The organism is Magnetococcales bacterium (genome assembly GCA_015232395.1).
GTDB lineage: Bacteria > Pseudomonadota > Magnetococcia > Magnetococcales > JADFZT01 > JADFZT01.
Genome location: JADFZT010000071.1, coordinates 1 through 23,877, shown reverse-complemented (window position 1 = coordinate 23,877; position 23,877 = coordinate 1). Strand labels below are relative to the sequence as shown.

The window sequence follows — 23,877 nt, the reverse complement described above, 5'->3', positions numbered from 1 at the left end:
GTCAGCCCATGTCAGGAAAAATCACGCCGGAAGACCAACGCCACATGGATCACGCCCTGCGCCTGGCAGCCAGAGCCAAAGGGCGCACCCGTCCCAACCCCATGGTGGGGTGTGTGATTGTAAAGGATGGGAAGATTGTCGGGCGGGGCTATCACCATCGGGCGGGATTGCCCCATGCCGAGGTGGAGGCGCTTCGGGAGGCGGGAGAAGCGGCTGAAGGGGCCACCGCTTATGTCAGCCTCGAACCCTGCTCCCATCAGGGCCGCACCCCCCCCTGTGCCGATGGTTTGATCAAAGCCGGCATTAAGCGCGTGGTCTCCGCCATGACCGATCCCAACCCCCAGGTGGCGGGAAGAGGCTTGGAACGATTGCGTCAAGCCGGGATCGAAGTGATTAGCGGGGTGCGGGAAGCGGCGGCATTGGAATTGAACGCCCCCTTTATCTCCTGGATCACCCGGGGAAGACCGCTTGTGACCATCAAAATGGCGGCCTCTCTTGATGGCAAGATTGCGACACATACGGGGGAGAGCCAGTGGATTACCGGTCCACCCGCTCGAAAAAAGGTCCAGCGGCTGCGGGATAGCCACGATATCGTGATGGTGGGCAGCGGTACCGTGGCCGCCGATGACCCCCGTTTAAACTGCCGCCTCCCCGGAGGACGGGATCCCATACGGCTGGTGGTGGACTCCAAGCTTGAAATCCCCGATAATGCGGCGGTTTTTTCATCTTCCACCACCGCCCCGGTCTGGATCGCCACCACCGAGGCCGCCCCCAAAGGCCGAATCGAACGCCTGAAGTGGGAGCAGGGGGCGGAAACCATTCTCTGTAAAGCGACTGGGGATGGCCGGGTGGATCTGAACGACATGCTGGAGCAACTGGGTCAACGGGAGATAACCAGCGTGCTTTCTGAATCAGGAGGCAGGCTCACCAGCGCTCTATTGGAAGCAGGACTCGGAGATCGGCTGGCGCTCTTCCTTGCTCCCAAGCTGATCGGTGGCCGGAATGCCCCTGGGGTGCTGGATGGCCTGGGGGTGGCGCGCTTGAGGGAAGCTTTGCGGGTTGACGGACTCACCACCCAAATGATCGGCGAGGATATCTTGATAGAGGGGGCTTTTGCATAACACCATGTTTACCGGTCTGATCGAAGAGGTGGGCACGGTTCGCAGCCTGAAAAAATCAAGCCAGGATTGGCGGGTGGGGATCAACTGCGATTTTGATCTCAGCTCTGTGCGCATGGGAGCATCCATTGCGGTAAATGGTGCCTGCCTGACCGTGGTGGAAAAATCTGCCAGTCACTTTAGCGTCGATGTCTCCGCCGAAAGCGTGCATCGCACCACCTTTGCCAAGCTCTCTCCGGGAGATCTGGTCAACCTGGAACGGGCGCTGGCGGTGGGGGGGCGGCTGGATGGTCACATCGTCCAGGGACACGTGGATGCGGTGGGAAGAGTTGAGCGCGCGGCACCCCGTGGCCGCTCCATCGAAATATGGTTCCGTGTCCCAGCCAGTGCGGGGCGCTATATTATCTCCAAAGGCTCCATCGCCGTGGACGGGGTGAGCCTGACGGTCAATCAGGTGGAGGATGTGGGGGAAGCCACCCGCTTTTCCGTCAACATCATTCCCCACACCCAGCTCAAAACCACCCTCACCGGGCTTGGGCCGGGGGGAGAGGTCAACATCGAAACCGATCTTTTGGGCCGCTATGTGGAACGCCTGCTCAAAGGGGGGCTGGGCAAAGCCAGCCGGGGCATCGATGAAGCCTACCTCATAAAGAAAGGATTTGTTTGAACTCCATGAACTTCACTTTCAACGGAATCGAAGAGGTCATCGAAGACTTTCGCCAGGGCAAGATGGTTATCCTGGTGGATGACGAGGACCGGGAAAATGAGGGGGATCTGGTGATCCCCGCCGACTGCTGCTCCCCCGAGGCTGTCAACTTTATGGCCATGCATGGTCGCGGCCTGATCTGCCTGGCGCTCACCCAGAAGCGGGTTCAAGAGCTACAGCTGCCCCTCATGGTGGTCAACAACGACGCCAAATTTAAAACCGCCTTCACCGTCTCCATTGAGGCGACGACCGGGGTTACGACCGGTATCTCCGCCCATGATCGCGCCCGCACCATCGAGGTCGCCATCGACGAAAAATCCACCGCCTGCGATCTGGCACGCCCGGGACATGTCTTTCCCCTGGTGGCCCGTGAGGGAGGGGTGCTGGTGCGCGCTGGCCATACCGAAGCCTCGGTGGATCTGGCGAGGCTTGCGGGGAGAAAATCAGCGGCGGTCATCTGCGAAATCCTCAAAGACGACGGCTCCATGGCCCGAGTCCCGGATCTGATGACCTTTGCCCGGGAGAAGGGGCTCAAGATCGCGACCATTGCCGATCTGATCTCCTATCGCACCGACAACGAATGCTTGGTTCACCGTGCTGTGGAAACCCGGCTCCCCTCCTTCTACGGCGGCGAGTGGCGGTTGGTGGTGTTTCAAAACGATGTGGATGATTTCCAGCACGTTGCCTTGATCAAAGGGGAGATCGATAGCGATACCCCGGTCATGGTCCGGGTGCACTCCGAATGCCTCACCGGCGACATGTTCGGCAGCCTCCGTTGCGACTGTGGCGACCAACTCCACACCGCCATGGAGCAGATCGGTGCCGATGGCAACGGTGTGATCGTTTATCTCAGGCAGGAGGGGCGGGGGATTGGTCTGATCAATAAAATGCACGCCTACAACCTCCAGGATAAGGGCCTGGATACGGTCCAGGCCAACGAAGAGCTGGGATTTCCGGCAGATCTCAGGGATTATGGGATCGGCGCACAGATTTTGAAAAATCTCGGTGTGCGGCGCATGAAAATCTTGACCAACAATCCCAAAAAGATCGTGGGGCTGGAAGGGCACGGCCTGGAAGTGGTGGAGCGTGTCCCCATCGAACTCCCTGCCAAGGCGGGTAATGCCTCCTATCTGGAAGCCAAACAAAACAAAATGGGCCACCTGCTCGAACAATTTTCAGCCAATGGCTCTGACGGCTAGATTAACCAAGCAAAGAGGAAAAGAATCATGAGTGCAATGGCCTCCCTTGAAGGTCGCCTGGATGCCGGTGGCAACCGGTATGCCATCATCATCGCCCGTTTCAACAGTTTCATCACCGAACGGCTCCTGGAGGGTGCGACCGACTGTTTGGTGCGCCACGGTGCCCAAGAGGCGGAAATCACCTTGCTACGGGTGCCTGGTGCCTTTGAAATTCCCCTGGCAGCCCAAAAAGTCGCCAAAAGCGGCAAATATGACGGTATTCTCTGCCTCGGTGCGGTGATTCGGGGGGCGACACCCCATTTTGACTATGTATCGGCTGAAGTGACCAAGGGGGTCGCTTCGGTCTCCCTGGAGAGCGATATTCCCATCGGTTTTGGGGTGCTCACCACCGATACCGTGGAGCAGGCCATCGAACGGGCTGGCACCAAAGCGGGCAACAAGGGGTGGGAAACCGCCATGTCGGTGATTGAAATGGTCAATCTGCTGAAACAGATCTGAGCTGCTTGAGGCTCTTGCCTGGCCGCTGGAATAGAAGCGAGCAACGGTTGCTGTAACGAGACAAGCCACTGCCGGTGACAGCAACCGGATGGTGCGTGTTTTTTCCATTTTCTGGGGTTGGGGGAGTCGGGTTTTCTTATGGGTCGATCCAAAAAAAGGGGGGGAGCCAAGGGCGGGGCTGAGGGGGGATTTCCTTTTCCGCGCTCCACCCATACCGGGGGGCGGGGTAGCCGCCGTAAAGCACGGGAGTTGGTGCTCCAAGCACTCTATCAATGCGAAATTTCCGGGGATGAAATCTCCCGGGCAATCGAACAGCTTTGGGAGGAGAATGCGCCGGGTTCTGCTGACCTGCCCTACTTCCAGCGCATCGCCGAGGGAGCGTGGCGGGAGCGGGACAAGCTGGACCAACTGATCTCAAAATCCGCTGAAAACTGGCCCCTGGAGCGCATCTCCGTGGTGGATCGGGCGATTTTGCGGCAAGGCATTCACGAGCTTTTGAGTGAATCGGATGTGCCCTACCGGGTGGTGATCGATGAAGCCATCGAACTCACCAAGCGTTATGGGGGGGACGGCTCCGACCGCTTTGTGAACGGCATCCTCGACCGCTTGGCCAGAGAACTCCGCTCCGACGCATCCAGGAAAAAACGGGCTTTCAAGAAGAGTGAAAAAGCCAAGCCGGTTGCAGCCGCCAAACCGGTTGAAGCTACCAAGCCGGTTGAAGTCCCCGGGGAGGAGAAAGCCGCCGGGAAGGGTCTTCAGGCAGAGGAAGTCCCGGAGGCGACGTGACCCGGAGTGGTCCTTTCAGTCCGGCTGCTGACTCCGCGCAAAAAGATCTCACCGCCCTGGGAGAGTTCGGCCTGATTGAAAGGCTCTTCGCAACCCTCCCGCAAAAAGCCCCCGGTGTCACCCTCGGTATCGGGGATGACGCTGCCATCGTTGACATTCCCCCTGGTCAGGAACTCCTCACCACCACCGATACTTTGGTGGAGGGGATTCACTTTCGTGCTGATTGTGATCCCTACCTCCTCGGACAAAAATCTCTACGGGTAAACCTTTCCGACATCGCGGCTATGGGGGGGGAGCCTCTTTGGTATCTCCTCAGCTTTTCCGCTGGCGCCCAAACCAAACTCCACTGGGTCGAGGCCTTTGCCCGGGGCTTGGGGGATGCGGGGGAGGCGTTTGGCTTGACCTTGATCGGCGGTGATACGGTGGGGAGCAGAGGGGGGATCTCTCTCACCATCACCCTCATGGGCTTGGTGCCAAAGGGGCAGGCGGTTCGGCGTTCCGGAGCCCAGGTGGGAGATCTGATCTATCTCTCTGGCACCATTGGTGATGCGGCTTTGGGCTATGCCGGGAAGCGGGAATGGTTTGACGATGAGCAGGATTGGCTCTATCTGCAAGACCGTTTAAACAGGCCCCAACCCCGGGTCGAGCTGGGCCAGCTACTCCGGGAGCGGGGTTTGGCCCACGCCATGCTGGATGTTTCCGATGGCTTGGTCGCGGACCTGGGCCACCTCTGCAAAGCTTCCAACATGGGGGCGGAAATCCACACTGAAAAACTCCCCCTCTCTCCACCAGTTCGTGCCCTGCTCACTGAACGGGGAGACGAAATCCTTCAGTTGATCCTCACCGGTGGGGAGGATTATGAGCTGCTCTTCACCGCCCCTCATTCAGCTCGAAAAGAGCTCGCAAAAATGGCCACTCACGCCTCTATATCCCTTGCTGACGTTGGCAGGATGGTTCTGGATGGCTCAGGCCTTTCTCTATTCCAAAGTGGGACTCCTTTGGATGTTGGTAAGGGTGGTTGGCGCCATTTTTAGGCGTTATTTTCTTGGGGTGTCGTTTTAAATTATTGATTTTAAGGGGTTGTTCAGGTGTTTCTGGGAGGGGAAGTGAAAGAGAGATCTGGCTGTGGGGAGGGGACGGATAAAGGGAGTGGCAGGTCATTGGCATATCAATTGGCGAGCTGGAAGCGAATGCCTGCCCTGCCAGCAGAGCTCTTTTAGATAAAATCAGGAATTCGGGGCTGGGGATCTGAAGGGCCTTATGCGCTCTCTCTGTCAGAAGAAGAGGCAAGAGCAGGCTCTTCATCGGTGACGAAGGAGATGTCGTTGGCGCGGTAGGTGCCGTTGCGACCCGGGAAGACTTCGAACTGGATGAGGGCGCCGGGTTGGGGGTCGGCTTCGGGGTCGACGAATTCGGAGACGTGGAGATAGATGTTGTTCCTCCGGCACTTGGCGAAGCCGTAGCCTTTTTCCGGGAAATAGACCGTGATCATCGCCTGCTCTTGGCTGCCGATGGTGAGATTATCTCCGGAGCCTGCCAGGTGGGGGGGGTGCTCACCGTTAAAATATTGCACGTTGGTGGCGGTCAAACCCTCCATGTCCGAACCGGAACTCACCGTAAATTCCACAATGTCGTTGGACAGAAAATCGGGATGGTGGGATTCGTTGGGCAGCATGAAAAATTTAATCACCTCCGAATCGTGATCCCGGATGGTGATAAACCCTCCAGTGCGGGGATCGAAGCTTTCCACCTGACCTTGCAGTCGCCCGCCCATGACGATCACCGAGCAGGCCTGAGGCCGCCCCCCCTTGCCGGGCTTGATGACGAACTGAACGTCGTCGTGCTCCCGGACCGGGGTCTGGTTGATCACATATGTCATGTGGAAGTAGATCTCTTTATATTCCTGATTTTCATCGTAATACTGGATGAAACCAAACCCCCGCTCCCGTTTGAAGGCGGACACCTTGCCGAAATAGACGATGCCTTGGGTCTGCTCCGGATTGATATCCCCTTGGCTCTCTTCCATGGGCGAATGGGTCAGATATTCTCCTCCCTTGGCCTGCCAAAAGAGGGAGTGGCAGGAGACCGGCATCTGCACCCCCTGGAGGCGGCGGGCGGGCTCTTTTTGGAAATATTCGGCGTTACGGCGTTTGGTGAGATCGCCTCCCCGGGAGCGGATTTCTTCCAGATGGGTTTCCTGGTAGGCCTCTTCGGTGAGAATGATGGCGTTCCCCCGGGCCAGGCGGCAGAGATCAGAGGCGATCTGTAGAGGCAGGCCGATATAGTCCGGCGGCCCCCCATCAATCGCATATTCAAACACCTCCCCTGCTGAAATACCCACCTTGCAGCAGAGATCAAGCCCATCATTGTTGCGTTCTTTTTGCAGCATTTCCTGGAGGTGTATGGCCGCCTTGACGGCGGGTGTTGCCTCCTGGAAAGAGCAGATGACACCCGGTCCCATCAATTTGATGGGAGTGCCGCCATGCCCCTTGACCACCTCACGAACCATGTCGAAAAAGGTGGAAAAGGTATGAATCCACTCCGCCTCCGGCAGGCTCTCCTGCTGTTGGGTGGCGTTGTGGATCCGGGCGATGAGGAAAATCCTCTTCAAGGGGGACATGGCTGGGCCTTTTCCGGATTATTTCCGTTTGGCCGACACGATGGAAACGGTTTCCAGCGGTACATCGCCGTGGCCGTGTTTATTGCCGGTTTGGACCTGGGCGATGGCGTCCATTACGTCGAGACCGTCTACCACCTTACCGAACACCGCATAGCCGAAATCCCGGCCGCCGTGATCAAGAAAATGGTTGTCGTTAAGGTTGATGAAAAACTGGGCGGTGGCGCTATCTACCACCATGGTACGGGCCATGGCGACGGTGCCCCGGAGATTGGAAAGGCCGTTGTCCGCTTCGTTTTTGATGGGTTTGTTGGTCGGTTTTTGGCTCATGTCCGCCTCAAAACCGCCACCCTGAATCATAAAGTTGGGGATCACCCGGTGGAAAATGGTGCCGTCAAAAAAACCGGCATCAACATATTCCAAAAAGTTGGCAACGGTGATGGGCGCTTTTTCAGCGTCCAGTTCCAGGGTGATGTCCCCTTTGGAGGTTTCCAGAATGACCATGTGTTTGGCTTTCATTTGGTTTTGAGTGGCTTGGGGGGTGACATCGCCAGGAGCGGCCTGCCCGTGGGGTGCGGCAAGTACCAGCGTCAAGGCGGTAGCCAGGACGAAAAAGGCGTGTAAAAAACGGGGCGTCATGGGTGTAGAATCCTCCTGGTCGTGATTATCGGTCAATAATTCCAACCCCAAAGCGTAACAGATTATTTGCGATATGAAAATGAGCAAACCGCAGCAGCTTGCGCCAAACAGGCCCGAAAGAGGGGGAAAGAGGGTGTTTTGTAACGGTGGTTCGTCCTACAACAAGGCAGGACGAACCACTCTTTCCGAAAGCGGGGGAACTCTTACGGAATCGGGGTTGTTGCCACCGAAATGGTGGCGTGAAAGGTGGCGGACCATTTGGCTGTTCCGGTGGATGTGGCCAAAAATCCCACCGTATCACCACTGGATATATCGTAGTTGGTGGTGCCAAAGGCCACGGTAGCGCTGTCCTTTGAGCCGTCGGTGCTGTTGAGTTGCAGGTCGAGATCGGTGGGAGTGAGCCCCGTGCCGTTCACGTGGGGTTCCAAATCCAGCACTTGATCTCCAGTAAGAGCGGTGCTGGAACGAACCGTCATGGCGACGATGGAGCCCCCATAAGGGACAGGCACCGCCAGGACTTTGGCTGCATTCAGATGGTTCAGGCCGTCGGTGTGAAAGGTGGCGCTGAAAGTCTGAATGGGATGAACGTCACCGGTAAAGTTGAAGGTAAAGTCCAGCTCGTTGGTAAAGGGATTGAATGTTTGGGGCATCTTTTTTCTCCTGTCAGCCGTAGCTGAGGGAAGCCCGGTCCGACCACACCTGGTCGAAGAGAGCTTGGCTGCCGGCAAATTGAATGGTTACCGGGTTTTGGCTGCCGTCATAGGTGATTTTTTTGATCAACCAGGCCGCTTCCGATTCGGTGCATCCGGGGGCGGCTTGTCCCATGTATTCGACGTTACCGCTGCCGTTGTAGGCCAGGCGGGTGATTAAAAACCGCTCTCCAGCCAGCACCGTCCGAAAACGGGCGTCGTGGGTTTGAAGATTTTTTTGGGTCAGCATGTCGTTCTCCTTGATGGTTTATTGAATCGATGGGTGGTCAGTTTTGGGTCACGCGGCAGAGCAGCTGAATGCGGCTTAGCAGGCGGTTGCCGTCGGTTTCGTGCTGCACACTCTGGATCTGCCCTCGAAAGGTGCGGCCATATTTGGCGTCGTGAACTTCCGCCAGTTGGCCCGGTTCCAGGCTGGAGCGGTAGAGGGCGAGGATTTCCAGAGTCTGCAATCCCTCTCCGGCATTGAGTTCCATTTCGCTGCGGGCATAGAGGGCCTGATAGTCCGAAAGCAGGGGATCGCTGATCTCCTCTCCGGGCAGATCCCCCTGCTCCCGCTCTTGGGAGACCTCCATCACCGCCCCTTCGGTGTCTCCGGTGAGGCTGATCTGTACGGGGAAGGCTTCCAGACTCGACTGTTTGTTGGGGGATTCGATACTTACATGGCGCACGCTGACCAAGCTGGTAATCCGGGCGATGGAGGTGCCTTCGCTGTTGGCGGTGATGGTGCGGCCATCCTCCCCGAGAGAGAGGCTTCCAAGGCTGGTGCCCAGCCAGATGATGCTCTGGATCGATTGGGCAGGCCTGGGGAGGACGGCTTGGTCGGATGCCAGAAAAACAACGTCGTCGGTCATGGACATGTTTTCCAGGGCGTTGAGATTTAGCCGGCCCGTTGAGGCGGAGACTTGTTCCAGGCTTACTGTGGGGCCGGTGGTGACCCAAAAGTGGACCGTATCCCCGGCATAAAAGGTGGTCCGGGCCAGATTGTTGCCTTCGGGCCGAGGGTCGATTTCCGCCGCCAAAAAGGGCGTATCAGCGGCGGGAATCTCTTCCCGGACGGTGATCTGGTTGATTCGGCTGACGGCGGCTGTCTCGAAGCGGGTTTGCAGGTTGTCGGTGGTGTCGGTAAAAATTTGGTCCGGGGTTGCCAAATCCCAGTCGGGAACGGTCACCGGAAAGTGGGGCCGCACCCGCAGGGAGCCATCCAAGGTGGTTTCCACGACACCCCCGGCTGCCCGGGCAATGGTTTGGACCACCTCCAGGGGGGATTGGGACTGGGCTTCCAGGCGGTTGGCGCCAATCAACCAATCGACAATCTGCCAATCGATGGTGTCGTCCACCAGCTCTTCAGCCGCACTCCGGGCCATGATCGACTCTTCCCAGGTTTGGGTCAGGGGAGCGGCCCTGGGAAAAGCGTGTATCGCCGTCGGGCTGATACCCGTCACCCGGCGCTCTTCGCTCACCGGCCCGTTGCGATCATGGATTTTTTTTTCCACCATGAGATGCACGGTGTCGCTGCCCATCTCCAGGGTGAAGGGGGTGTCGGTCACCAGGGTTTGGAAATCACTTTCGGTGGCGAGAGTCACCTCCGCATTCCAAAAAAGGCCATCCGCCTCCTGCCACACCTTGGCGGTGAGCAGGGGAATCTCTTGACCGTCCACCTTCATGACCGCCTGGGCCGATGGCAGAACCAGTTCCGGGGATTGGAGGTTCCAGTATCTCTTCAGGGCGTCGGCGACTGGATTCATGGTGAGTAGATCAAAGGTGTGATCCACTTGGTTGGCGACTGGAACGGTTTTGGTATAGGGGTGGCTGCAAGGGGCTTTGACCGGCGCCAGGAGCGACCAGGAGCGGCTGGATTGTTGATGGAGGGTGTCGAAAATAGGCTGGCGCACCTGGTTTGCCAGGTATCGTTGCCAGGGGTGTTGGTTTTGGGCACCCACCCGGATGACATAGGGGTGGGTGATATCCTGATCAAGCTTGAAGCGAATGGGATAGGGGTGGTGAGAGGCTGCCGACACCAAAAGGGCATGGGTCTGGGCCGAATCCACATCGAGCTTGATCCGCAGGGCATAGGCTTGTGCGTGTTGTTTGACCGTCACTTGTTTTCCCCTGTCAACTCGGGTGGGTTTCCCTTGGGTTTATTTTCCGGGAATCACACCCGGCTCAATTTGGCTGCTGCTGGGAGTGACTCTTCCGGCAACAGCGAATTTTTGGCAGCAAGGCGTTTTTTGAACGGCTCCTGCACTCGGTTATTTTTGGTGCCGTTGGCGTCACTGGCAGCCTCTTATTCAGTCGGTTCTGCCACCAATTCCAGGTCGAACCATTGGTCGAGGCAATCCTGGTCGCCATCCAGATGAAAGGGACCGGTGGGGCGTCCCTGGTTGTAGCCTGCCGTAAACTGGGAGGGGCCACTGAAGCTGGTTGTTACCGCATAGCTGCGTTGCAAAAGACGACCATCCAGAATGCCCAAATCGGTCACGGTGTCTGCCTGGTTGTTGGGTTCAAAGGTAACCGTGCGACTCATGCCGAAGCTGGAGCCGATATAAACCGTCGTAGAGATCCCAGCCAGACAGATATTGAAATCCTCGACGATATATTCCCCCTCATAATCGGGGTCGGTGATGGCCTCTCCCTTGACCCAATCCGATCCACTTAATACCGGTTCAAATCCAGCGGTGGGTGGGGGGTAGGAGGGGACCTGGAGATAAAAATCGTCAAAATGATTCACACTGGCTGAACCCGCTTCCAGGGAGGAGCCGAGGAACGGTCCCAGACGAGCCCCGCCGGGTAACCGCTCTAGCATCGCCTCCTCCATCCGATAGCTGCCGAATGGGCGCACCCCATAGAGAAATTCCCCATCCTGATAGACCCCTCTGACGGTATGGGTCAGATGAACCGGAACGCTGGAGGTGAAGGTATAGGTGCGGGTGCGGCTGGCGGCGGTGCCGGTTATCTCTGCGGCCAGGGGGATGTAGTAGGGGAGGGTGGTTTCATAGAGCCCCTCGGTCAGCAACGTTGGCGTGGGACCATCGGTATAGACCCGTGGATAGATGGTAGGCAGGGTGTTGTCCCCATCGGTCATCAGGAGGAACTGTATGGTTTCCATCCCATGGGCGATGGTCAGATAGCTCCGCTTGAGTTGCAGGAGATATTCCCCCACCGGCGGATCCGCTTCGGCATCGATGATGACATATTCAAAGCGGGCCACGGTTCCGGGGATGGTCTCCTGGTAGTAGGGATTCGGATAGTTGTCGGTGCCGGGGATGGCCACGGAAAAACCGGTAAAGATGGGAGAGGCTCCATCGGTGAGCAGATGGATGAAAAGGGCCTCTTCAGCCTCCGGGGTATAGGTGAGTCCATCATCCCGGTGAATCCGGAAGCGCAACTCCACGAGGCCCGGAAAGCTGATGGCGCTGATGCGGGAAAATGGGCCGGGCTTATAGGGTTGCTGTGTGGTCATGGGTCTCTTCCGGATTCACGTTGTCGGGTTGATGGGTGGATTGCTGCTGGGGTTGATCCCGGGTGATCAGGGGCTCTCACCGCTGATGGCCACCACCACCTGATTGCCGGAGAGACTGTCGGCTCCAGCCGGAACGATGCGTTTTTCCCATACGGGGGTTGCGGCCGGATGGGTGGTAAAGGTGATGACATCGTTGGTGGCCCAGGTGCCGCCCCAGGGGGGGGTGCCGTCGGTCAGGGTAAAATAGGGCTTGTTGAAGTCGGCATTGTTGGGGGCAAAATCACCCCCCCCGATGGAGCCGCTGCCGACACTGCCGACGGTGGCGCCAGAGCAGCTGAAGTTGGTGGCGGAGGTGAAGGTGATGGTCCAGTTTTCCTCAATGGAGCCGATGTGATCGAGCACCAGAGGAGAGGTGGTTTCATCATAGGTGCCGGAAGCGGAAGATTCGCTCCAGGAAGTCACGGAGGCTTCGATGTCGGCAGGCTCAATCACGGAGCTGACCCGGGTGGCAGCAGCGGTATAGGCGTTGGCCAGGGAGGCTCCGCTCTCCAGGGTGAGGGTGGCCTTGTCGCTGTTCCAGGAGACGCCACTGGTGGCATCAAGACGCAAAAATTCTTCGTTGCCCCCTGCATCATCGACGCTGGTTTTGTCAGAGATGCGAATGAGATCGCCGTTTTGAAAAATGGCATCTCCCCCGGCTTCGGTGTTGACCCCCAGGGTGGTGGCGGCGATGGAAACATCGACATCCAGATCCCCGGCTCCATAAAAACGGGTTTCAGCCTCAGCCTGGGTCTGGGTGTCGGTCTGGGTACCGGGAAAAATCAACACCCGGTCATCTCCGGGGGTGTGGGTCTCGACGAACACCCGGGGATTCACCAGGGTGAGGTCGTCGTCGTTGGCTACCTTGATGAAGGTTTTGCGATATTTGGTGGATCCTGCATCCCGCTCCCCCTGGGGGACGTCGGGCCAGACGTTGTTTTTAACGCTGTCGGGAATTTCGGTGGTGGAGAGCTTGCCGCCGTTGCTGGCCGCATCACTCACGGTTTGGGACTGGTACCACTTGATTTCACTGGATTGGATTGCCATGACCTTGGACTCCGATATCTACATCTGGATCAGCTTGATGGTGCCGATGAATTGAGTGTGATGGGGCCAAATGGGATGCAGCGAAACCGCAGGTGGTTCGTTATGCCGAAACATCACGGTCAGCCACTCCCCTTCCCAGTTGAGTGAAAAGGTGGCCCCGGCTTGGTTGGCCAGATCGAGAAGGGCGTCCACGGTCTCCTGATCGAGCCAAGTCACCTCTTCAGCCGCTTCCAGGGTGATGGGACGCCCCTTTTCCAACCCTTGGGCAAAGAGCACCGGGTTTCCGGCCAAGGTGTAGTCCAGGCTCTGGGCAGTGGAGGAGGCCTGATGGCGGTCGATCCACTGCAAGGAGTCGGGGAGTATGATGTCATCGAGTTGTTTCATGGCCTTGTGAGGCGGATCATGTCTCGCCGGATCCTTTATAAGGTTGAGGGCTTGGGCGTGTGGCCCAACCGATCTTGATTTTTCCCGGTTGGGCCGCACGCCGGCATTGGATCAATGGGGCTCTTCCTCAAGCCGGGTTTAACGCGATCCCGGCTTGAGGGGAGAGTGGTTTTAGATGAATCCTTGCAAGGTGTCGTCGTCGAACACCCGGGAACCCGCTTCGAAATCAGCCTCACCTGCACTGGTTCCCGAAACTTCCGGGCTCTCTTCTCCCAATTGGGCATCTCCCGACTGGAGATCCTTGAGATAGACGACAGCCCGGTCGTAGCGCTCCCCTACCTCTTTGGTGACGCCGTTATCAAACAGCAGCCACCGGGCGATATCTCCGCAGATTCGGGGCAAAATGGAGCCTGTGATCACTTCGGCTGCCAGGGGCAGGGTGTAGCGACTGGCCAGATAGGAATCGATCTGCCGGTCGGCATCCCCCAGGGCCGCCTCGATGCGCACTAGGCTTTCGTCGGCGGCATCCTGTTCCGCCTGGGTATAGGCATCCCTGGCATCCCCCTGAATGGTGAGGCGCATCAGAGTCGGGGTGATCTGGATGAGGTCGTCGGGGGTGGCGATTTCTGCCAACTCCTTGGCCCCAATCCAGGTGAGAAGATTGGTTGCTGTTGCGTACATCATCGCCTCCGCCAGGCTTTATTGCGTTCCCCCCCCGAGACCGACCGGCCCAGGATGGCAGAGAGCGCTTCGATGCGCGGTTTGCCATCCCGGGTCCAGTGGCTGGGATTGTCCGGGTCCAACCGAGAGATCGCTGCTGAAACAGGCGTTTCAGCAGTGTGATCTGATCCTTCGGCGGCCCGGACGGGAGGGGCCTTGAGGACGCCAGTGGCTAAGAGTTCTGCCGCTTGCGTCGGATCCATCTCGATCACTGTGCCGGAGGGGTGAAGTGTTCCATCCCGGCGCAGTGGCGTGATGACGAGAAAATCAGCCATGGAAATCAGGCCGGGTTTTGGATCAGGTAACCGGAGAGGATGCCGGTGAGGACAGGCAGCCGCTCATAGGTGACCGGGAAGACCCAGCTCTTGGTTTGATTTTCGTAGTAGCTTTTTTCCACCATGGGATTGCCCGCCATGGTGTAGGTGTAGCCGAAGGAGGGCTCTTCGATGCCCGAGGGGTTGGCCGGGGCATGGGCGAGAACGGCGTTGTTGCCCCAGATGTCGACCACGGCACCGGCATCATCAAAAGCCACGGCACGACCCACCACCACCCGTTCCAGATCCCACAGGGCGGCCAACATTTCCGGGGTGATCGATTCGCTGCTGGTATACTTGAACCGCTCCACCACGTTGGGATGCTCTTTGACGGCGTTATAGGCCTGGGCCGACAGCAGCAGGGTGTTGGGCTGGATGCCGACACTGGTGCGAATAGCTTCCTTACCGGTGTTGATGTCTCCGGCGGGGTCGGATGCGCCGTCGGACCATTTGTCGGTGCCGGTCAAGGCCACCTTGTGGTCGGTGTCATAGTTGTCAGCGGTGGTGGCGAGCTGGGCCTGATCGTATTCCAGGGTCAGGGAGAGGGCGCGCATGGTGCCGTTGACGGCTCGCTGCCCCATATCCACGCCGGGGCTCTGGCTGGCATCCCGCATGTGCTCCCGGGGGACGGCCTGCTCCAGGGCATCCTGAACCAGGGCAAAGCTTTTGCCCAGATAGCCGAACTGGATCCGTTTGGTGGTGGAGCCGGGGGCGCGGCGAGCTTGATAAAGTTTGAAGCTTTCCTGGCCGAACTCCAGCACCTGGCCACCGGAAACCTCAACGGGAACAGTGGGAAAGAGGGCGGTACCGACGTGATCGGCGTGGCGATAGCCTTGGGCAATGTTGGTCAGAACCGGATCGACGACCCGGATTTGGCTTGAGGTCATGCTCATTTACATTTTCTCCTTAGCGCAAGAGGATTTCGATGAATTTGCCGGCAGCGGAAGCGGCCTGCAGGGCGTCGCCGACGAGATATTCCGGCAGATCGGCGCCGGTCAGAATTTCGCCATTGGCGGCGGTGGAGGTGACGGGGGTGGCGCCGCTTCCGATGGAAAGGTTGCCGGTCACGGGGGTGACCCGGCCCTGGGTATCCACCATCAGGGAGTCACCGATGGCGATGGCGGCACCCGATTCGACGATGGCGGTACCTTTGGTGACGACGGCGAGGGATTCCCCGGCGGCGGCTCCGGTCATGGCGATACCCATCACCTTTTGTCCTGCCGTGGTGGCTTGGGCGCCGTCATAGCCCACCCCTCGGGCAGTGGTGACCGTGCCGCTGGCGGTCACGGTCAGGGTCAATACGGAAATGTTTTGTTGGCTCATCTTCAATCATCCTTACTGTGTAGTGGTGGCACTTTTTCAGCTCGTGGGGGCGTTACTTGGAACCCCTTGAGCCGATCTGCTGCCGGGTTGGCCGTCAGCGAGAGAGCTCGGTCACGGCAGTGGCGTAATCGATGTTTTTCTCCCGGGCGTAGGCCATGGCTTTCATATGGGTCTTCAGGCCAGCCGGATCGACGCTGTAACCTTCGGGAACCCGGAAGGGGGTGTGGGTGAGATCGGTGCTGCCCTCGGCGGCCCGTTCGGAAAAGTCCACTTGGGCGGGGAGGTTTTTGAGAAATGATTGGATATATTCCAGCGGGTTGGTGCGGACTTCCTCACCTTCCTCGGAAAACATCAGGTCGCCGGATTCATCCAGAGAGATCAGAAAGGCCACCAGGCCTTCCATCTGCCGGGGCAGGATCAGCCCTTCATCCACCAACTGGGTGACAAAGGCGTTGATCTTGTCGGCTTGGGCTTCGGCTTCGGCCTCTTGAAGTTCTTTTTCCCGCTCTGCGAAGGCGGCTTCCCAGGCGACGAGTTTTTCCTCCCGTTGTTTGAGTTCCGCAATCCTTGCGGTCAGGTTGTCGTGGTCTTGGGCCATGTCATTCTCCGTGTGGGTAGTAGGTTCGCTAAATGCGGTTTCAGGGATGTCGAGCACCACCACCCCCTCTTCGTTTTCTTTAAAGGAGGCCTCTGGGAGACCCTTGACCGAAGGGGGTTGGGCACCCAGGAATCCCACATGGCGGAGGTAATAGACCCCCGGCCTGGGATTGTTGGGGGAAGTGGGGGTGTAGAAGCTGGCGGAAACTTTTTTGAAACGTCCGTCTGCCACGGTCCGGGCAAATCCTGGATCCACTTGCCGGGTAATGGCGGAGAGGAGATCACCGTCGGTTTCCAGTTGTGCGACCCAGCCGTGGGCTGGGGCGTCGTGCCGGGGATGGCCGATCACCAGGGGGGCTTCATGGAGGTTGGGGTCATAGGCTGCCGCTGAGGCTTGGAGATCCCCTTCTCTGAAATCGAGAGAGGTTCCTCCCATGTCGGTGTGGCGGCCTGTTTTAAAAATGGCGATTTTTTGTGGTGTATTCATGGCGTTTTCAGGGCGTCTTTTTTGTGTGCGTTCATGATTTGAGGAGTATGGGCGGGAGGGACAAAAATGATTAAGATGAAGTGCAGCAGCAGGGTTATTTGCGCAAAACAGCTTAAAAAACAACAGAAAAGACTGGTGTTGTTGGCGTGGGGTCGGCTAAAAATCGATGTGGTTTGGTCTGTGGAGATGGGGATTTTGATAAATCAAGGTGTTGCTAAAGGCTGTTTTGGGTTCTAAAGGTTATATTTTAGAGCGGTTTTCCGGATGGGCTGGGAGAGGGTCTGTTTGGGGTGGCAAAAGAGGGGGCGGTGCTGACGCTTGCGTTTTGATTGATGGGGTTTGTGTGGCTCACCGCATCCAGTTGGGTTGCACGAGTTCCCTCTTGGGAGGGGAGGTAAACCTGTAGGATGTGGTGAGCTACGCGAACCGCATCGTTTGTGAGCTATTTGAACCAGCGTCTTGATTGATGGGGTTTGCGTGGCTCACCGTATCCGATGGGTTACACGGGCTCGCTCTTGGGAGAGGAGGGGAGGTAAACCTGTAGGATGCGGTGAGCTAAGCAAACCGTACCGTTTGTGAGCCATTTGAACCAGTGTCTTGATTGATGCGGTTCGCGCAGCTCACCACATCCTACGGTTTGCAGAGACTTTGGCCGCGTCAAACAAGCGGGGGAGAGGTCAGATCAGTTCCCAGCTGCCATCGGGGCGTCGGCAGGCCTTCTGGACGCTGATTTCGGTGTGGCCATCGACAAAGGTTTCGATTTTGGCGTCCCGGCAGATGCGCCCATTGGAATGCTTGGCACGGCGAGGGGTGACGGAATAGTTGACGCCGGTGTCGGGGTTTTTCCAGTTGGCGGTTTTGTTGGAGCGACCCGATTCAAAGACATCGTTGAGTTCGGCCTGGTCCGCCTTATCCATCTCGTTGCCGATGCCATAGCCGATCAGCCCACCGATGGCAGCGCCAATCAGGGCGTTTTGCTCTTTGTTTTTGGAGGGGCCAGCCAAACCGCCGATGAGCCCGCCCCCCAGAGCGCCAATACCAGCTCCCGATTGGGCTTTGGTGGCACAGCCACTTAACAGGGTTGGTCCGGCTACCATCAGGGCAGCGACCAACAAGAGGTGAGGGTAGCGGGAAACAGGCCGGAAAAGCGTTTTCATAGTGGATCTCCTGCAAATGGTTTTTGCTTGCTGCTGTCTGCTCAGGGGCGATGACTTCTTATCTCTTACTACCATACATTGGTTTGCCGGTAAACATCGGGACAATTGAAAGTAAAGGAGCGATTGTTCCAGGTTGGTCACATTGACGGCAAACCCGCTCCCACCCTTTCAGGCCCCCTCCCGGACTCTCTTTTTGACCACGAATTGTTCTTCCAATCATGGGAAAATTCCTGGAATATATGCCCAGCGAGATGCGTCCCATTCCGCCATGAGCAAAGGGGCTTTCCTCTCAGTTGTGCGGTTCAGAAGCCATAAGTTCCCTGGTGATGGAATTTAGCCGAAAAGAAGGACTCCCTTCGGTCAGATGGTTTTTTACCGGAGGGGGCCGATTGAGGGGCTGCCCGTGAGGGTGGAAGGTTCTGAATCAGCCCCCATGGCTTGGCTGTGGGGGAGGTGAAATGAGCAATCGGGGAGGGATTGTTTAGGAACAAAGGATTGGAAAGAGTGCCATGATCAAGCTTGTAGCAACCCGACAACTCGAACCCGGCATGTTCGTGCATGATTTTAACCACGAATGGCGGGATCCCTGCTGCCAGGATAAGGACCCCAACGCCTTTCGGGGCCAAAAGATGTTGGAGACCGAAGCCCAGGTGATGGCCATCATCGCCCATGGCATCCAGGAACTCTACATCGACACCGAGCGGGGGCGGGATGTTCAGGATGCCCCTACCGCCAAGGAGGTGGAAGCTTCCCTGGAGCGCCAGATGATGGAGTTGGGGGATGATGACGACGAATACGATGATGCCCCCTCCCAGGAGGTCACCTTTGATCAGGAGATCAACAAGGCCTCCGAGATCAAGCACCAAGCCCGGGCTATTGTCGGCGATGTGCTGGGGGATGTGCGTCTGGGCAAGCAGGTGGAAGTGGGGGCGGTGAAGGATGTGGTGCGAAACATGACCGAGTCGATGTTTCGCAACCAGGATGCGATGTTAAGCCTGAGCCTCCTCAAGCAGAAGGATGACTACACCTTTCTGCATTCGGTCAACGTCGGTGTCTTTTTGATGTCCTTTTGCCGGGGGCTGGGGTATAGCGAAGAGGAGGTGGTGGATGTCGGGGTTGGGGGCCTGCTCCACGATGTGGGCAAGATGCGCACGCCACCCAATATCCTCAACAAACCCGGGCGGCTGACAGATGAAGAGTTCCTCATCATGAAAAATCATGTGGTCTACAGCCGCAAGATTTTGGAAAAATCCCCCGGTATTTCAGAAATCTCCATGCTGGTGGCCAGCCAACACCACGAGCGTTACGACGGCTCAGGCTATCCCGAGGCTCTCAAGGGGGATCAGATCAACCTGTTTGGTCAGATGGCCGCCATTGTCGATGTGTATGACGCCATCACCTCCGACCGCTGCTATCACAAGGGCAATCCCCCCTATGTGGCGCTGAAAAGAATGCTCGAATGGAGCAAATTTCATTTCAACTCCGAGCTTTACCAAAGCTTTATCCAGGTAGTGGGGATCTATCCCATCGGCTCCCTGGTGCGCTTGAAAAACAACCTGCTGGGGGTGGTGACCCGCCCCAACAAGGAGAGCCTGCTCCATCCGGTGATCAAAGTGGTGGTGGATGCCAAAAAGAAAAAAAAGCTGGTCCCCAAGGATGTGGATTTGATGAGTTACAAGGGGAAGGAGGCGGGGGATGGATTTCGTATCTTACGCCACGAAAATCCCGCCCAGTGGGGCGTCGATCCAGTCAAATTCATGCCCGACCCCAAGCTGTTTAAATAACGCTTTTCAGCCCGATCCCGGTTCAGTCTTCCGCGCTATAGCCATTCGAATCAAGAATTGGACCTATTCCGGAGCACTTTTTTCGTCATTCCCGCGAATGCGGGAATCCAGGATGTCTGGCGCGAAACTTTCCAAATCTTGCTTCACTTTCAGCAAAACACCGGCCTTGCTGAAGATTAGGTTTTTCCTTGAGGGGCATGATGATCTCTCTGGATTCCTGCCTTCACGGGGATGACGAGTCAGAGAAGAGTGTCCAGTTCTGAGGTAGGCCTACTATATCTCCCCCCGGTTTCAGTTCATTCCATTGGAAAAAAACAGCTTCCCGGGAAGGGAAAATCCCCTCCCGGTAGCGGGAAACCATCTCTGGCACTTGATCAGAACAGGTTTTTCACAGCACTCAACGCCTTATCCCAAATCGTGCGTTTGCCGTAATAATCCTGGCGCAGGGGTTCCTCAGGGGGATCCTCTGGGGGCGGTGGGATCAGCTTGCCGTTTTCGTAATAGAGCTGCTTGGTGATGTTGCCCTTGATATCATAGAGGGTGCCATCACCATGGGGCTGGCCGTGGCGATAATATTGTTCCCGTTGGATACGGTCCCTGGGATAGTACCAGCGGGAGGAGCCGTTGCGTTTGCCGAAGCGGTATTGGGCGACTTCCTTGCCCCCATCCCAGCGGTAGGTGGTCCAGGTGTCGGTTTTCCAGCCATTTTCATACTCCCCCTCCATATAGAGCCGCTTGCCTTCTCTGCCCCTGGTGGGAAAGTAGGCGACCACCCGACCGCTGTAGGCGCTTTTTTTGCCTTTCAGATAGTAGCGATCCCGGCGCACTTCCAGGTCCGCCATATCCACCTCCCCGGAACATCCCCCGAGAGCCAGTGTAACCATCAGAAAAAGGAGAAAAAATGCGGGGTGGCGAGGTGTTTCAAGGGCACCCTGTCTCGGGGAAGGGGGGATCATTTTTTTTGCGAGCCAGTCCATTTTTTCTTCAGTTTCCCCCCAGATGGCCGATCTATTACCCTATGAACCAATGGTTAAACGCCTTGTTGGTTAGGGGTAGAGAGATGAACATGGAGACCACACAGATTGCGAGCCGAGTGGTACACCAAGGACGGTTACAAGGTCACTCGAATAACAGCACGATTCAACCTCGCCATGCAAGCGGACTGGATGTCCCTCGCAGCGGAGCCGTACAACTCTCAGAAGGAGTGTTCAGTTCCGTCGGGTTGGATTCAGTCAGACAAGCATTCAAGATGCTTGCCAAAACCGAGTCCGTGCCCATACCCGAAGCGGTAGGCCGGGCCATCGATCAGCTGGTTGCGGAGGTGCTGCAAAGCATACCCAACGGTAAGCAGGTCACCGTCTGAGCCTCTCAAACCGACCCTATCGACTCTCAAGCATGATCAGGCGAAAGCCCAGGAGTGGATAGCGTCGGCTGGGAGAAAGATGCTGGCGGGTGGTGGCCTGGAGCTGCTCCAGGTCGCTCTGCCAAGCCCCCCCACGATAGACCCGGGTCCTTCCCCTGTCAGGCCCCTGGGGATCGTGACGGGGGGCTTTTCTGTAATAATCGGCCTGATAACGATCAGCGACCCATTCCCAAAGGTTGCCGCTCATATCGAAAAGGCCAACACCATTCGGATTTTTGCCCCCCACCGGATGGGTGCGCTCCCCACTGTTGCCCTTGTGCCAGGCCAGGGTATCCGGATTTTCCCCACCACAAAAACGCTCTCCCTTACCGCCGCTACGGCAGCCATATTCCCATTGCGCCTCGGTGGGTAGCTGAAATTTTTTCCGGCCCTTTTTGTTCAATGCCTGAATAAATTTTTGCACTTGATTCCAGGAGACATTCCCCTGGGGGAGGTGGCCTGTGCCTCTGGTAAGTGGCTTGTTTTCCATCATGATTCGTTGCCACTGGGCTTGGGTTGTCTCCTGTTTGGAGATCCAAAAGTCTTTAAGGCACACTTCGTGGGCGGGGGTGGCGTTGGGTTTGGCAAAATCACTGCCCATGACAAAGCATCCCCCGGAGATGGAGATAAATTCCATGCCGGTGTGGGGCTCCTGCCAGGTTGCCGGGGTGGCCTTTTGCGCATGAGCTGATGGCTGGGCCGGGGGCTCATTTTCAAGAGCCTTGGGGGAAATGATTTCAGTGACCGGTGGTTGGGTCAGGGATTTTGGCGCTTTGATGGCGGATGTGGGGGTGGTTTTTATCTCAGTTGATGAGGCCGTTTCCGCTACATCCCTGTCGGGAGTGTCGTCCAGCCACGGCTCTTGTGCCATCTGGAGGAGCTGTTCGCTGTCATCTGCCAGGGTATCTGCCATGATGGCACCTGCCTGAAACGTCTCTTCTGTCTGGCCTGTCTCCTCAACATCAAAGGATTCTTCATCGTTGTCCTTTTTATGCCGGTTTAAGAACTCTTCCCGGCCATCGTCCAGGAGCGGTGACTCTTTGGTGTAGGGTTGTAGCTCTCCTTCCGGGTCCATGATCCGGGCATCAGCCAGCAGGCGACCCGCTGTTCTTATGCTGACGCGAGAGGGGGGAGCCGAATCGGTGTTTTCCAGCGTGGGTTGGGGGTCAAAGACTGATCCGGACGTTTGATCCATCCCATTCATCATGGCGAGCATCTGACCCATGGGGGGGGCGTTGTCTTCGGAATCCATTGTCACATCGGATTCTGGCAAGGGGTCGGTTCTGGGAGTGGCCGACCAGCCCTCCTCCGGGAGAGTCTCCTGTGCATCCGTCAGAGTTTCCCCTATATCCGTCAGAGCTTCCCCCGGGTCCGAGATGTTTTCGGAGGTGGATGGCACTTCGTCCACTTTTCCGGCAGCCCGCTTTTTGAGAGGATCGAGGATCCGGCTGAGTTCCGGAAAGTGGCTGTCAACCGGTTTTTTGGTTATGCGTGGTGTGGCTTGAAGAGAGGTTTGGGAATCGGTGGTTTCATTTCCCACGACCGGATCGGGCTGTTGCCACGGGGTTTGGGTGTCGGGATCTATCCAGACAGAGCCGCTTTGTGCTTGGGCCAAAGACTGATCATCCCCTGAATCACCCGTTTGGGGCGTTTCCTGGCGCTTTTTGGGGGGAGCATACAGGCTGTTGATCCGGGCCAGGGGGGAGACCGCCGGTTGGGCTTCATCGATATCGGCAACCCGGGCCATTTCGTCCCCATCGGCCAAGGGAGGCGGCTCTTCACCCTCTATACCCCCATCTTCCATTCCCGCACCTTCCGCATCCGGATCTTTCCAAACAGTTTGGGTGTCGGGATTGATCCAGGGAATTTCGATGGTGGATTCCCCCTGATCGGTTTCGGCTTCGGTGTCGGGATCATCCTGGCCAGCCTCCATCTCTGGGCTGATTTTGGTATCGGAGGCTTGGGAAAGGGTGAGGTTCGTGCCGTTATCGGGGGCGACCCAGCCGTTTAAGGGGGGGCTGGGTGGGGTGTTGTTGGCAGTGGTCCAGGGAGATTCGGAATCAAGGGGGGCCGCTCGGGCATCGAGTTCTTCCTGAAACTCTTCTTGAAGATTTCCCATCTGGAGCGTTTCCTCTGGAGGGGATGTCTCAGAGGGGGTCAGCTCCTCTTCGGAGAGTTCAGGAGGGGTCTCCAGGCCGGGAAAAGTTTCCCCAAAGGGATCCTCAGGCAACACCCGACTTGATACCAATTCGCCGTTTTTCCAGGTTTCCTCTTTTTTTTCAGGAAGTTTCCCATCTTCGCCAGCGCTGGAGACAAAGAGGCCGATCCCCTCTTTCTTGCCCTCAACAAAGTGGCCGGTAAAGGAGGAGCCGTCCGGCCAGGTAAAGGTGCCCTCACCGTGACGCTTGCCCTCTTTGAATTCCCCTTGATAGGTGGCACCGTTGGGCCAGGTAAAGGTGCCTTTGCCGGTGCGGGCGTCGTAGAGAAAATCTCCGGTATAGGTAGCGCCGTCCGGCCAGGTATAGGTGCCTTCCCCGTGTCGCCTGCCATCCGCCAGCAACATCCCTTCATAGTGGGTTCCCACTGTTTCCCAGGTACGCACCCCCCATTGGCCTGTTTCAGTCATGACGCAACCTGCCGTAAGCGGCAGAAAGATGGCCAGCAGGAGAGAGATCCGAGGGAATTTGGCAGGCTCAGGGTGTGACATGTTTTTCATTCCGCATCATAGGGTTCCCGGTAGGAAAGGTTGAACCGGAACGGGATGGATTGTCCCGGATTTTTACCATCACCGCAATCCGGTAGATGGTGTTTGGCTGGTTTTTGCTGAATTGAGGCGGTTCATTTCCAGTGGGAACCAATGGTCTTGGTTGGTTTTTCCTCAGTGGGAGGG

The 23,877-nt window shown here is 57.4% G+C and carries 23 protein-coding genes; 7 read left to right on the top strand and 16 right to left on the bottom strand.

The features are described 5' to 3' along the window. The first annotated feature begins 44 nt into the window (after nt 1–44). The 6 genes from ribD (at nt 45) to thiL (ending at nt 5,341) form a co-directional block, all read left to right on the top strand. Nucleotides 45–1,121: a bifunctional diaminohydroxyphosphoribosylaminopyrimidine deaminase/5-amino-6-(5-phosphoribosylamino)uracil reductase RibD gene (gene ribD / locus HQL52_16230; GenBank protein ID MBF0370997.1), complete on the top strand. Its 1,077-nt coding sequence runs from the start codon at nt 45–47 to the stop codon at nt 1,119–1,121. 4 nt (nt 1,122–1,125) lie between these two features. Further along, nucleotides 1,126–1,785, top strand: a complete 660-nt coding sequence (locus tag HQL52_16225; protein MBF0370996.1) for a riboflavin synthase — start codon at nt 1,126–1,128, stop codon at nt 1,783–1,785. 5 nt (nt 1,786–1,790) lie between these two features. Beyond that, on the top strand, nt 1,791–3,023 hold the full coding sequence (locus HQL52_16220; protein ID MBF0370995.1) for a bifunctional 3,4-dihydroxy-2-butanone-4-phosphate synthase/GTP cyclohydrolase II: 1,233 nt from the start codon (nt 1,791–1,793) through the stop codon (nt 3,021–3,023). 36 nt (nt 3,024–3,059) lie between these two features. Continuing rightward, nucleotides 3,060–3,521, top strand: coding sequence for a 6,7-dimethyl-8-ribityllumazine synthase (locus HQL52_16215; protein ID MBF0370994.1), 462 nt, complete (start codon nt 3,060–3,062; stop codon nt 3,519–3,521). 138 nt (nt 3,522–3,659) lie between these two features. Further along, complete coding sequence (gene nusB, locus HQL52_16210; protein MBF0370993.1) at nt 3,660–4,307, top strand: transcription antitermination factor NusB; 648 nt, start codon at nt 3,660–3,662, stop codon at nt 4,305–4,307. Then, a complete protein-coding gene (gene thiL / locus HQL52_16205; GenBank protein MBF0370992.1) occupies nt 4,304–5,341 on the top strand; it encodes a thiamine-phosphate kinase in 1,038 nt (345 codons plus the stop codon). The genes nusB and thiL overlap by 4 nt, the downstream gene beginning before the upstream one ends. A 224-nt stretch (nt 5,342–5,565) precedes the next feature. Here thiL and HQL52_16200 read toward each other — a convergent pair whose 3' ends face one another. From HQL52_16200 to HQL52_16135, 14 genes are all read right to left on the bottom strand, one after another. Next, nucleotides 5,566–6,927, bottom strand: coding sequence for a cold shock domain-containing protein (locus tag HQL52_16200; GenBank protein MBF0370991.1), 1,362 nt, complete (start codon nt 6,925–6,927; stop codon nt 5,566–5,568). A gap of 18 nt (nt 6,928–6,945) precedes the next feature. Beyond that, nucleotides 6,946–7,443 (bottom strand): peptidylprolyl isomerase, encoded by a 498-nt coding sequence (locus HQL52_16195; protein ID MBF0370990.1) that lies wholly within the window; start codon nt 7,441–7,443, stop codon nt 6,946–6,948. 323 nt (nt 7,444–7,766) lie between these two features. Continuing rightward, a complete protein-coding gene (locus HQL52_16190; GenBank protein MBF0370989.1) occupies nt 7,767–8,213 on the bottom strand; it encodes a hypothetical protein in 447 nt (148 codons plus the stop codon). Nucleotides 8,214–8,226: 13 nt separating this feature from the next. After that, on the bottom strand, nt 8,227–8,454 hold the full coding sequence (locus HQL52_16185) for a hypothetical protein (protein ID MBF0370988.1): 228 nt from the start codon (nt 8,452–8,454) through the stop codon (nt 8,227–8,229). Nucleotides 8,455–8,539: 85 nt separating this feature from the next. Next, entirely contained in the window at nt 8,540–10,372 is a 1,833-nt protein-coding gene (locus tag HQL52_16180; protein MBF0370987.1) for a hypothetical protein, read from the bottom strand. A 185-nt stretch (nt 10,373–10,557) separates the two neighbouring features. Beyond that, nucleotides 10,558–11,733, bottom strand: coding sequence for a hypothetical protein (locus tag HQL52_16175; GenBank protein ID MBF0370986.1), 1,176 nt, complete (start codon nt 11,731–11,733; stop codon nt 10,558–10,560). A gap of 66 nt (nt 11,734–11,799) precedes the next feature. Continuing rightward, entirely contained in the window at nt 11,800–12,819 is a 1,020-nt protein-coding gene (locus tag HQL52_16170) for a hypothetical protein (protein MBF0370985.1), read from the bottom strand. 18 nt (nt 12,820–12,837) lie between these two features. Beyond that, entirely contained in the window at nt 12,838–13,203 is a 366-nt protein-coding gene (locus tag HQL52_16165) for a hypothetical protein (protein MBF0370984.1), read from the bottom strand. A gap of 171 nt (nt 13,204–13,374) precedes the next feature. After that, the gene (locus HQL52_16160; protein ID MBF0370983.1) at nt 13,375–13,884 is read right to left on the bottom strand and encodes a DUF1320 domain-containing protein; all 510 of its coding nucleotides are present in this window, start codon (nt 13,882–13,884) and stop codon (nt 13,375–13,377) included. Beyond that, nucleotides 13,884–14,198 carry a hypothetical protein gene (locus HQL52_16155; protein ID MBF0370982.1) on the bottom strand — a complete coding sequence of 105 codons (315 nt, stop codon included), beginning with the start codon at nt 14,196–14,198 and terminating at the stop codon, nt 13,884–13,886. The genes HQL52_16160 and HQL52_16155 overlap by 1 nt, the downstream gene beginning before the upstream one ends. Nucleotides 14,199–14,203: 5 nt before the next feature. Next, nucleotides 14,204–15,130, bottom strand: a complete 927-nt coding sequence (locus tag HQL52_16150) for a major capsid protein (protein ID MBF0370981.1) — start codon at nt 15,128–15,130, stop codon at nt 14,204–14,206. A gap of 13 nt (nt 15,131–15,143) precedes the next feature. Then, nucleotides 15,144–15,560: a DUF2190 family protein gene (locus HQL52_16145; GenBank protein MBF0370980.1), complete on the bottom strand. Its 417-nt coding sequence runs from the start codon at nt 15,558–15,560 to the stop codon at nt 15,144–15,146. A gap of 94 nt (nt 15,561–15,654) precedes the next feature. Further along, nucleotides 15,655–16,644, bottom strand: coding sequence for a peptidase (locus HQL52_16140; GenBank protein ID MBF0370979.1), 990 nt, complete (start codon nt 16,642–16,644; stop codon nt 15,655–15,657). 677 nt (nt 16,645–17,321) lie between these two features. Next, nucleotides 17,322–17,741: a glycine zipper 2TM domain-containing protein gene (locus HQL52_16135; protein MBF0370978.1), complete on the bottom strand. Its 420-nt coding sequence runs from the start codon at nt 17,739–17,741 to the stop codon at nt 17,322–17,324. Between the two features lie 569 nt (nt 17,742–18,310). Here HQL52_16135 and HQL52_16130 point away from each other — a divergent pair. After that, entirely contained in the window at nt 18,311–19,585 is a 1,275-nt protein-coding gene (locus HQL52_16130) for an HD-GYP domain-containing protein (protein ID MBF0370977.1), read from the top strand. Nucleotides 19,586–19,959: 374 nt separating this feature from the next. Here HQL52_16130 and HQL52_16125 read toward each other — a convergent pair whose 3' ends face one another. Further along, the gene (locus tag HQL52_16125) at nt 19,960–20,427 is read right to left on the bottom strand and encodes a hypothetical protein (protein ID MBF0370976.1); all 468 of its coding nucleotides are present in this window, start codon (nt 20,425–20,427) and stop codon (nt 19,960–19,962) included. Nucleotides 20,428–20,964: 537 nt separating this feature from the next. Continuing rightward, entirely contained in the window at nt 20,965–23,694 is a 2,730-nt protein-coding gene (locus HQL52_16120; GenBank protein MBF0370975.1) for an SUMF1/EgtB/PvdO family nonheme iron enzyme, read from the bottom strand. Nucleotides 23,695–23,877: the final 183 nt, after the last annotated feature.

Bases quoted from the DNA above. Each gene is read 5' to 3' on its own strand.
- ribD (MBF0370997.1), top strand. From the start codon at position 45: ATGGATCACGCCCTGCGCCTGGCAGCCAGAGCCAAAGGGCGCACCCGT.
- HQL52_16225 (MBF0370996.1), top strand. From the start codon at position 1,126: ATGTTTACCGGTCTGATCGAAGAGGTGGGCACGGTTCGCAGCCTGAAA.
- HQL52_16220 (MBF0370995.1), top strand. From the start codon at position 1,791: ATGAACTTCACTTTCAACGGAATCGAAGAGGTCATCGAAGACTTTCGC.
- HQL52_16215 (MBF0370994.1), top strand. From the start codon at position 3,060: ATGGCCTCCCTTGAAGGTCGCCTGGATGCCGGTGGCAACCGGTATGCC.
- nusB (MBF0370993.1), top strand. From the start codon at position 3,660: ATGGGTCGATCCAAAAAAAGGGGGGGAGCCAAGGGCGGGGCTGAGGGG.
- HQL52_16200 (MBF0370991.1), bottom strand. From the start codon at position 6,927: ATGTCCCCCTTGAAGAGGATTTTCCTCATCGCCCGGATCCACAACGCC.
- HQL52_16195 (MBF0370990.1), bottom strand. From the start codon at position 7,443: ATGAAAGCCAAACACATGGTCATTCTGGAAACCTCCAAAGGGGACATC.
- HQL52_16190 (MBF0370989.1), bottom strand. From the start codon at position 8,213: ATGCCCCAAACATTCAATCCCTTTACCAACGAGCTGGACTTTACCTTC.
- HQL52_16175 (MBF0370986.1), bottom strand. From the start codon at position 11,733: ATGACCACACAGCAACCCTATAAGCCCGGCCCATTTTCCCGCATCAGC.
- HQL52_16170 (MBF0370985.1), bottom strand. From the start codon at position 12,819: ATGGCAATCCAATCCAGTGAAATCAAGTGGTACCAGTCCCAAACCGTG.
- HQL52_16165 (MBF0370984.1), bottom strand. From the start codon at position 13,203: ATGAAACAACTCGATGACATCATACTCCCCGACTCCTTGCAGTGGATC.
- HQL52_16160 (MBF0370983.1), bottom strand. From the start codon at position 13,884: ATGTACGCAACAGCAACCAATCTTCTCACCTGGATTGGGGCCAAGGAG.
- HQL52_16155 (MBF0370982.1), bottom strand. From the start codon at position 14,198: ATGGCTGATTTTCTCGTCATCACGCCACTGCGCCGGGATGGAACACTT.
- HQL52_16150 (MBF0370981.1), bottom strand. From the start codon at position 15,130: ATGAGCATGACCTCAAGCCAAATCCGGGTCGTCGATCCGGTTCTGACC.
- HQL52_16145 (MBF0370980.1), bottom strand. From the start codon at position 15,560: ATGAGCCAACAAAACATTTCCGTATTGACCCTGACCGTGACCGCCAGC.
- HQL52_16140 (MBF0370979.1), bottom strand. From the start codon at position 16,644: ATGAATACACCACAAAAAATCGCCATTTTTAAAACAGGCCGCCACACC.
- HQL52_16135 (MBF0370978.1), bottom strand. From the start codon at position 17,741: ATGGTAGCCGGACCAACCCTGTTAAGTGGCTGTGCCACCAAAGCCCAA.
- HQL52_16130 (MBF0370977.1), top strand. From the start codon at position 18,311: ATGATCAAGCTTGTAGCAACCCGACAACTCGAACCCGGCATGTTCGTG.
- HQL52_16125 (MBF0370976.1), bottom strand. From the start codon at position 20,427: ATGGCGGACCTGGAAGTGCGCCGGGATCGCTACTATCTGAAAGGCAAA.
- HQL52_16120 (MBF0370975.1), bottom strand. From the start codon at position 23,694: ATGTCACACCCTGAGCCTGCCAAATTCCCTCGGATCTCTCTCCTGCTG.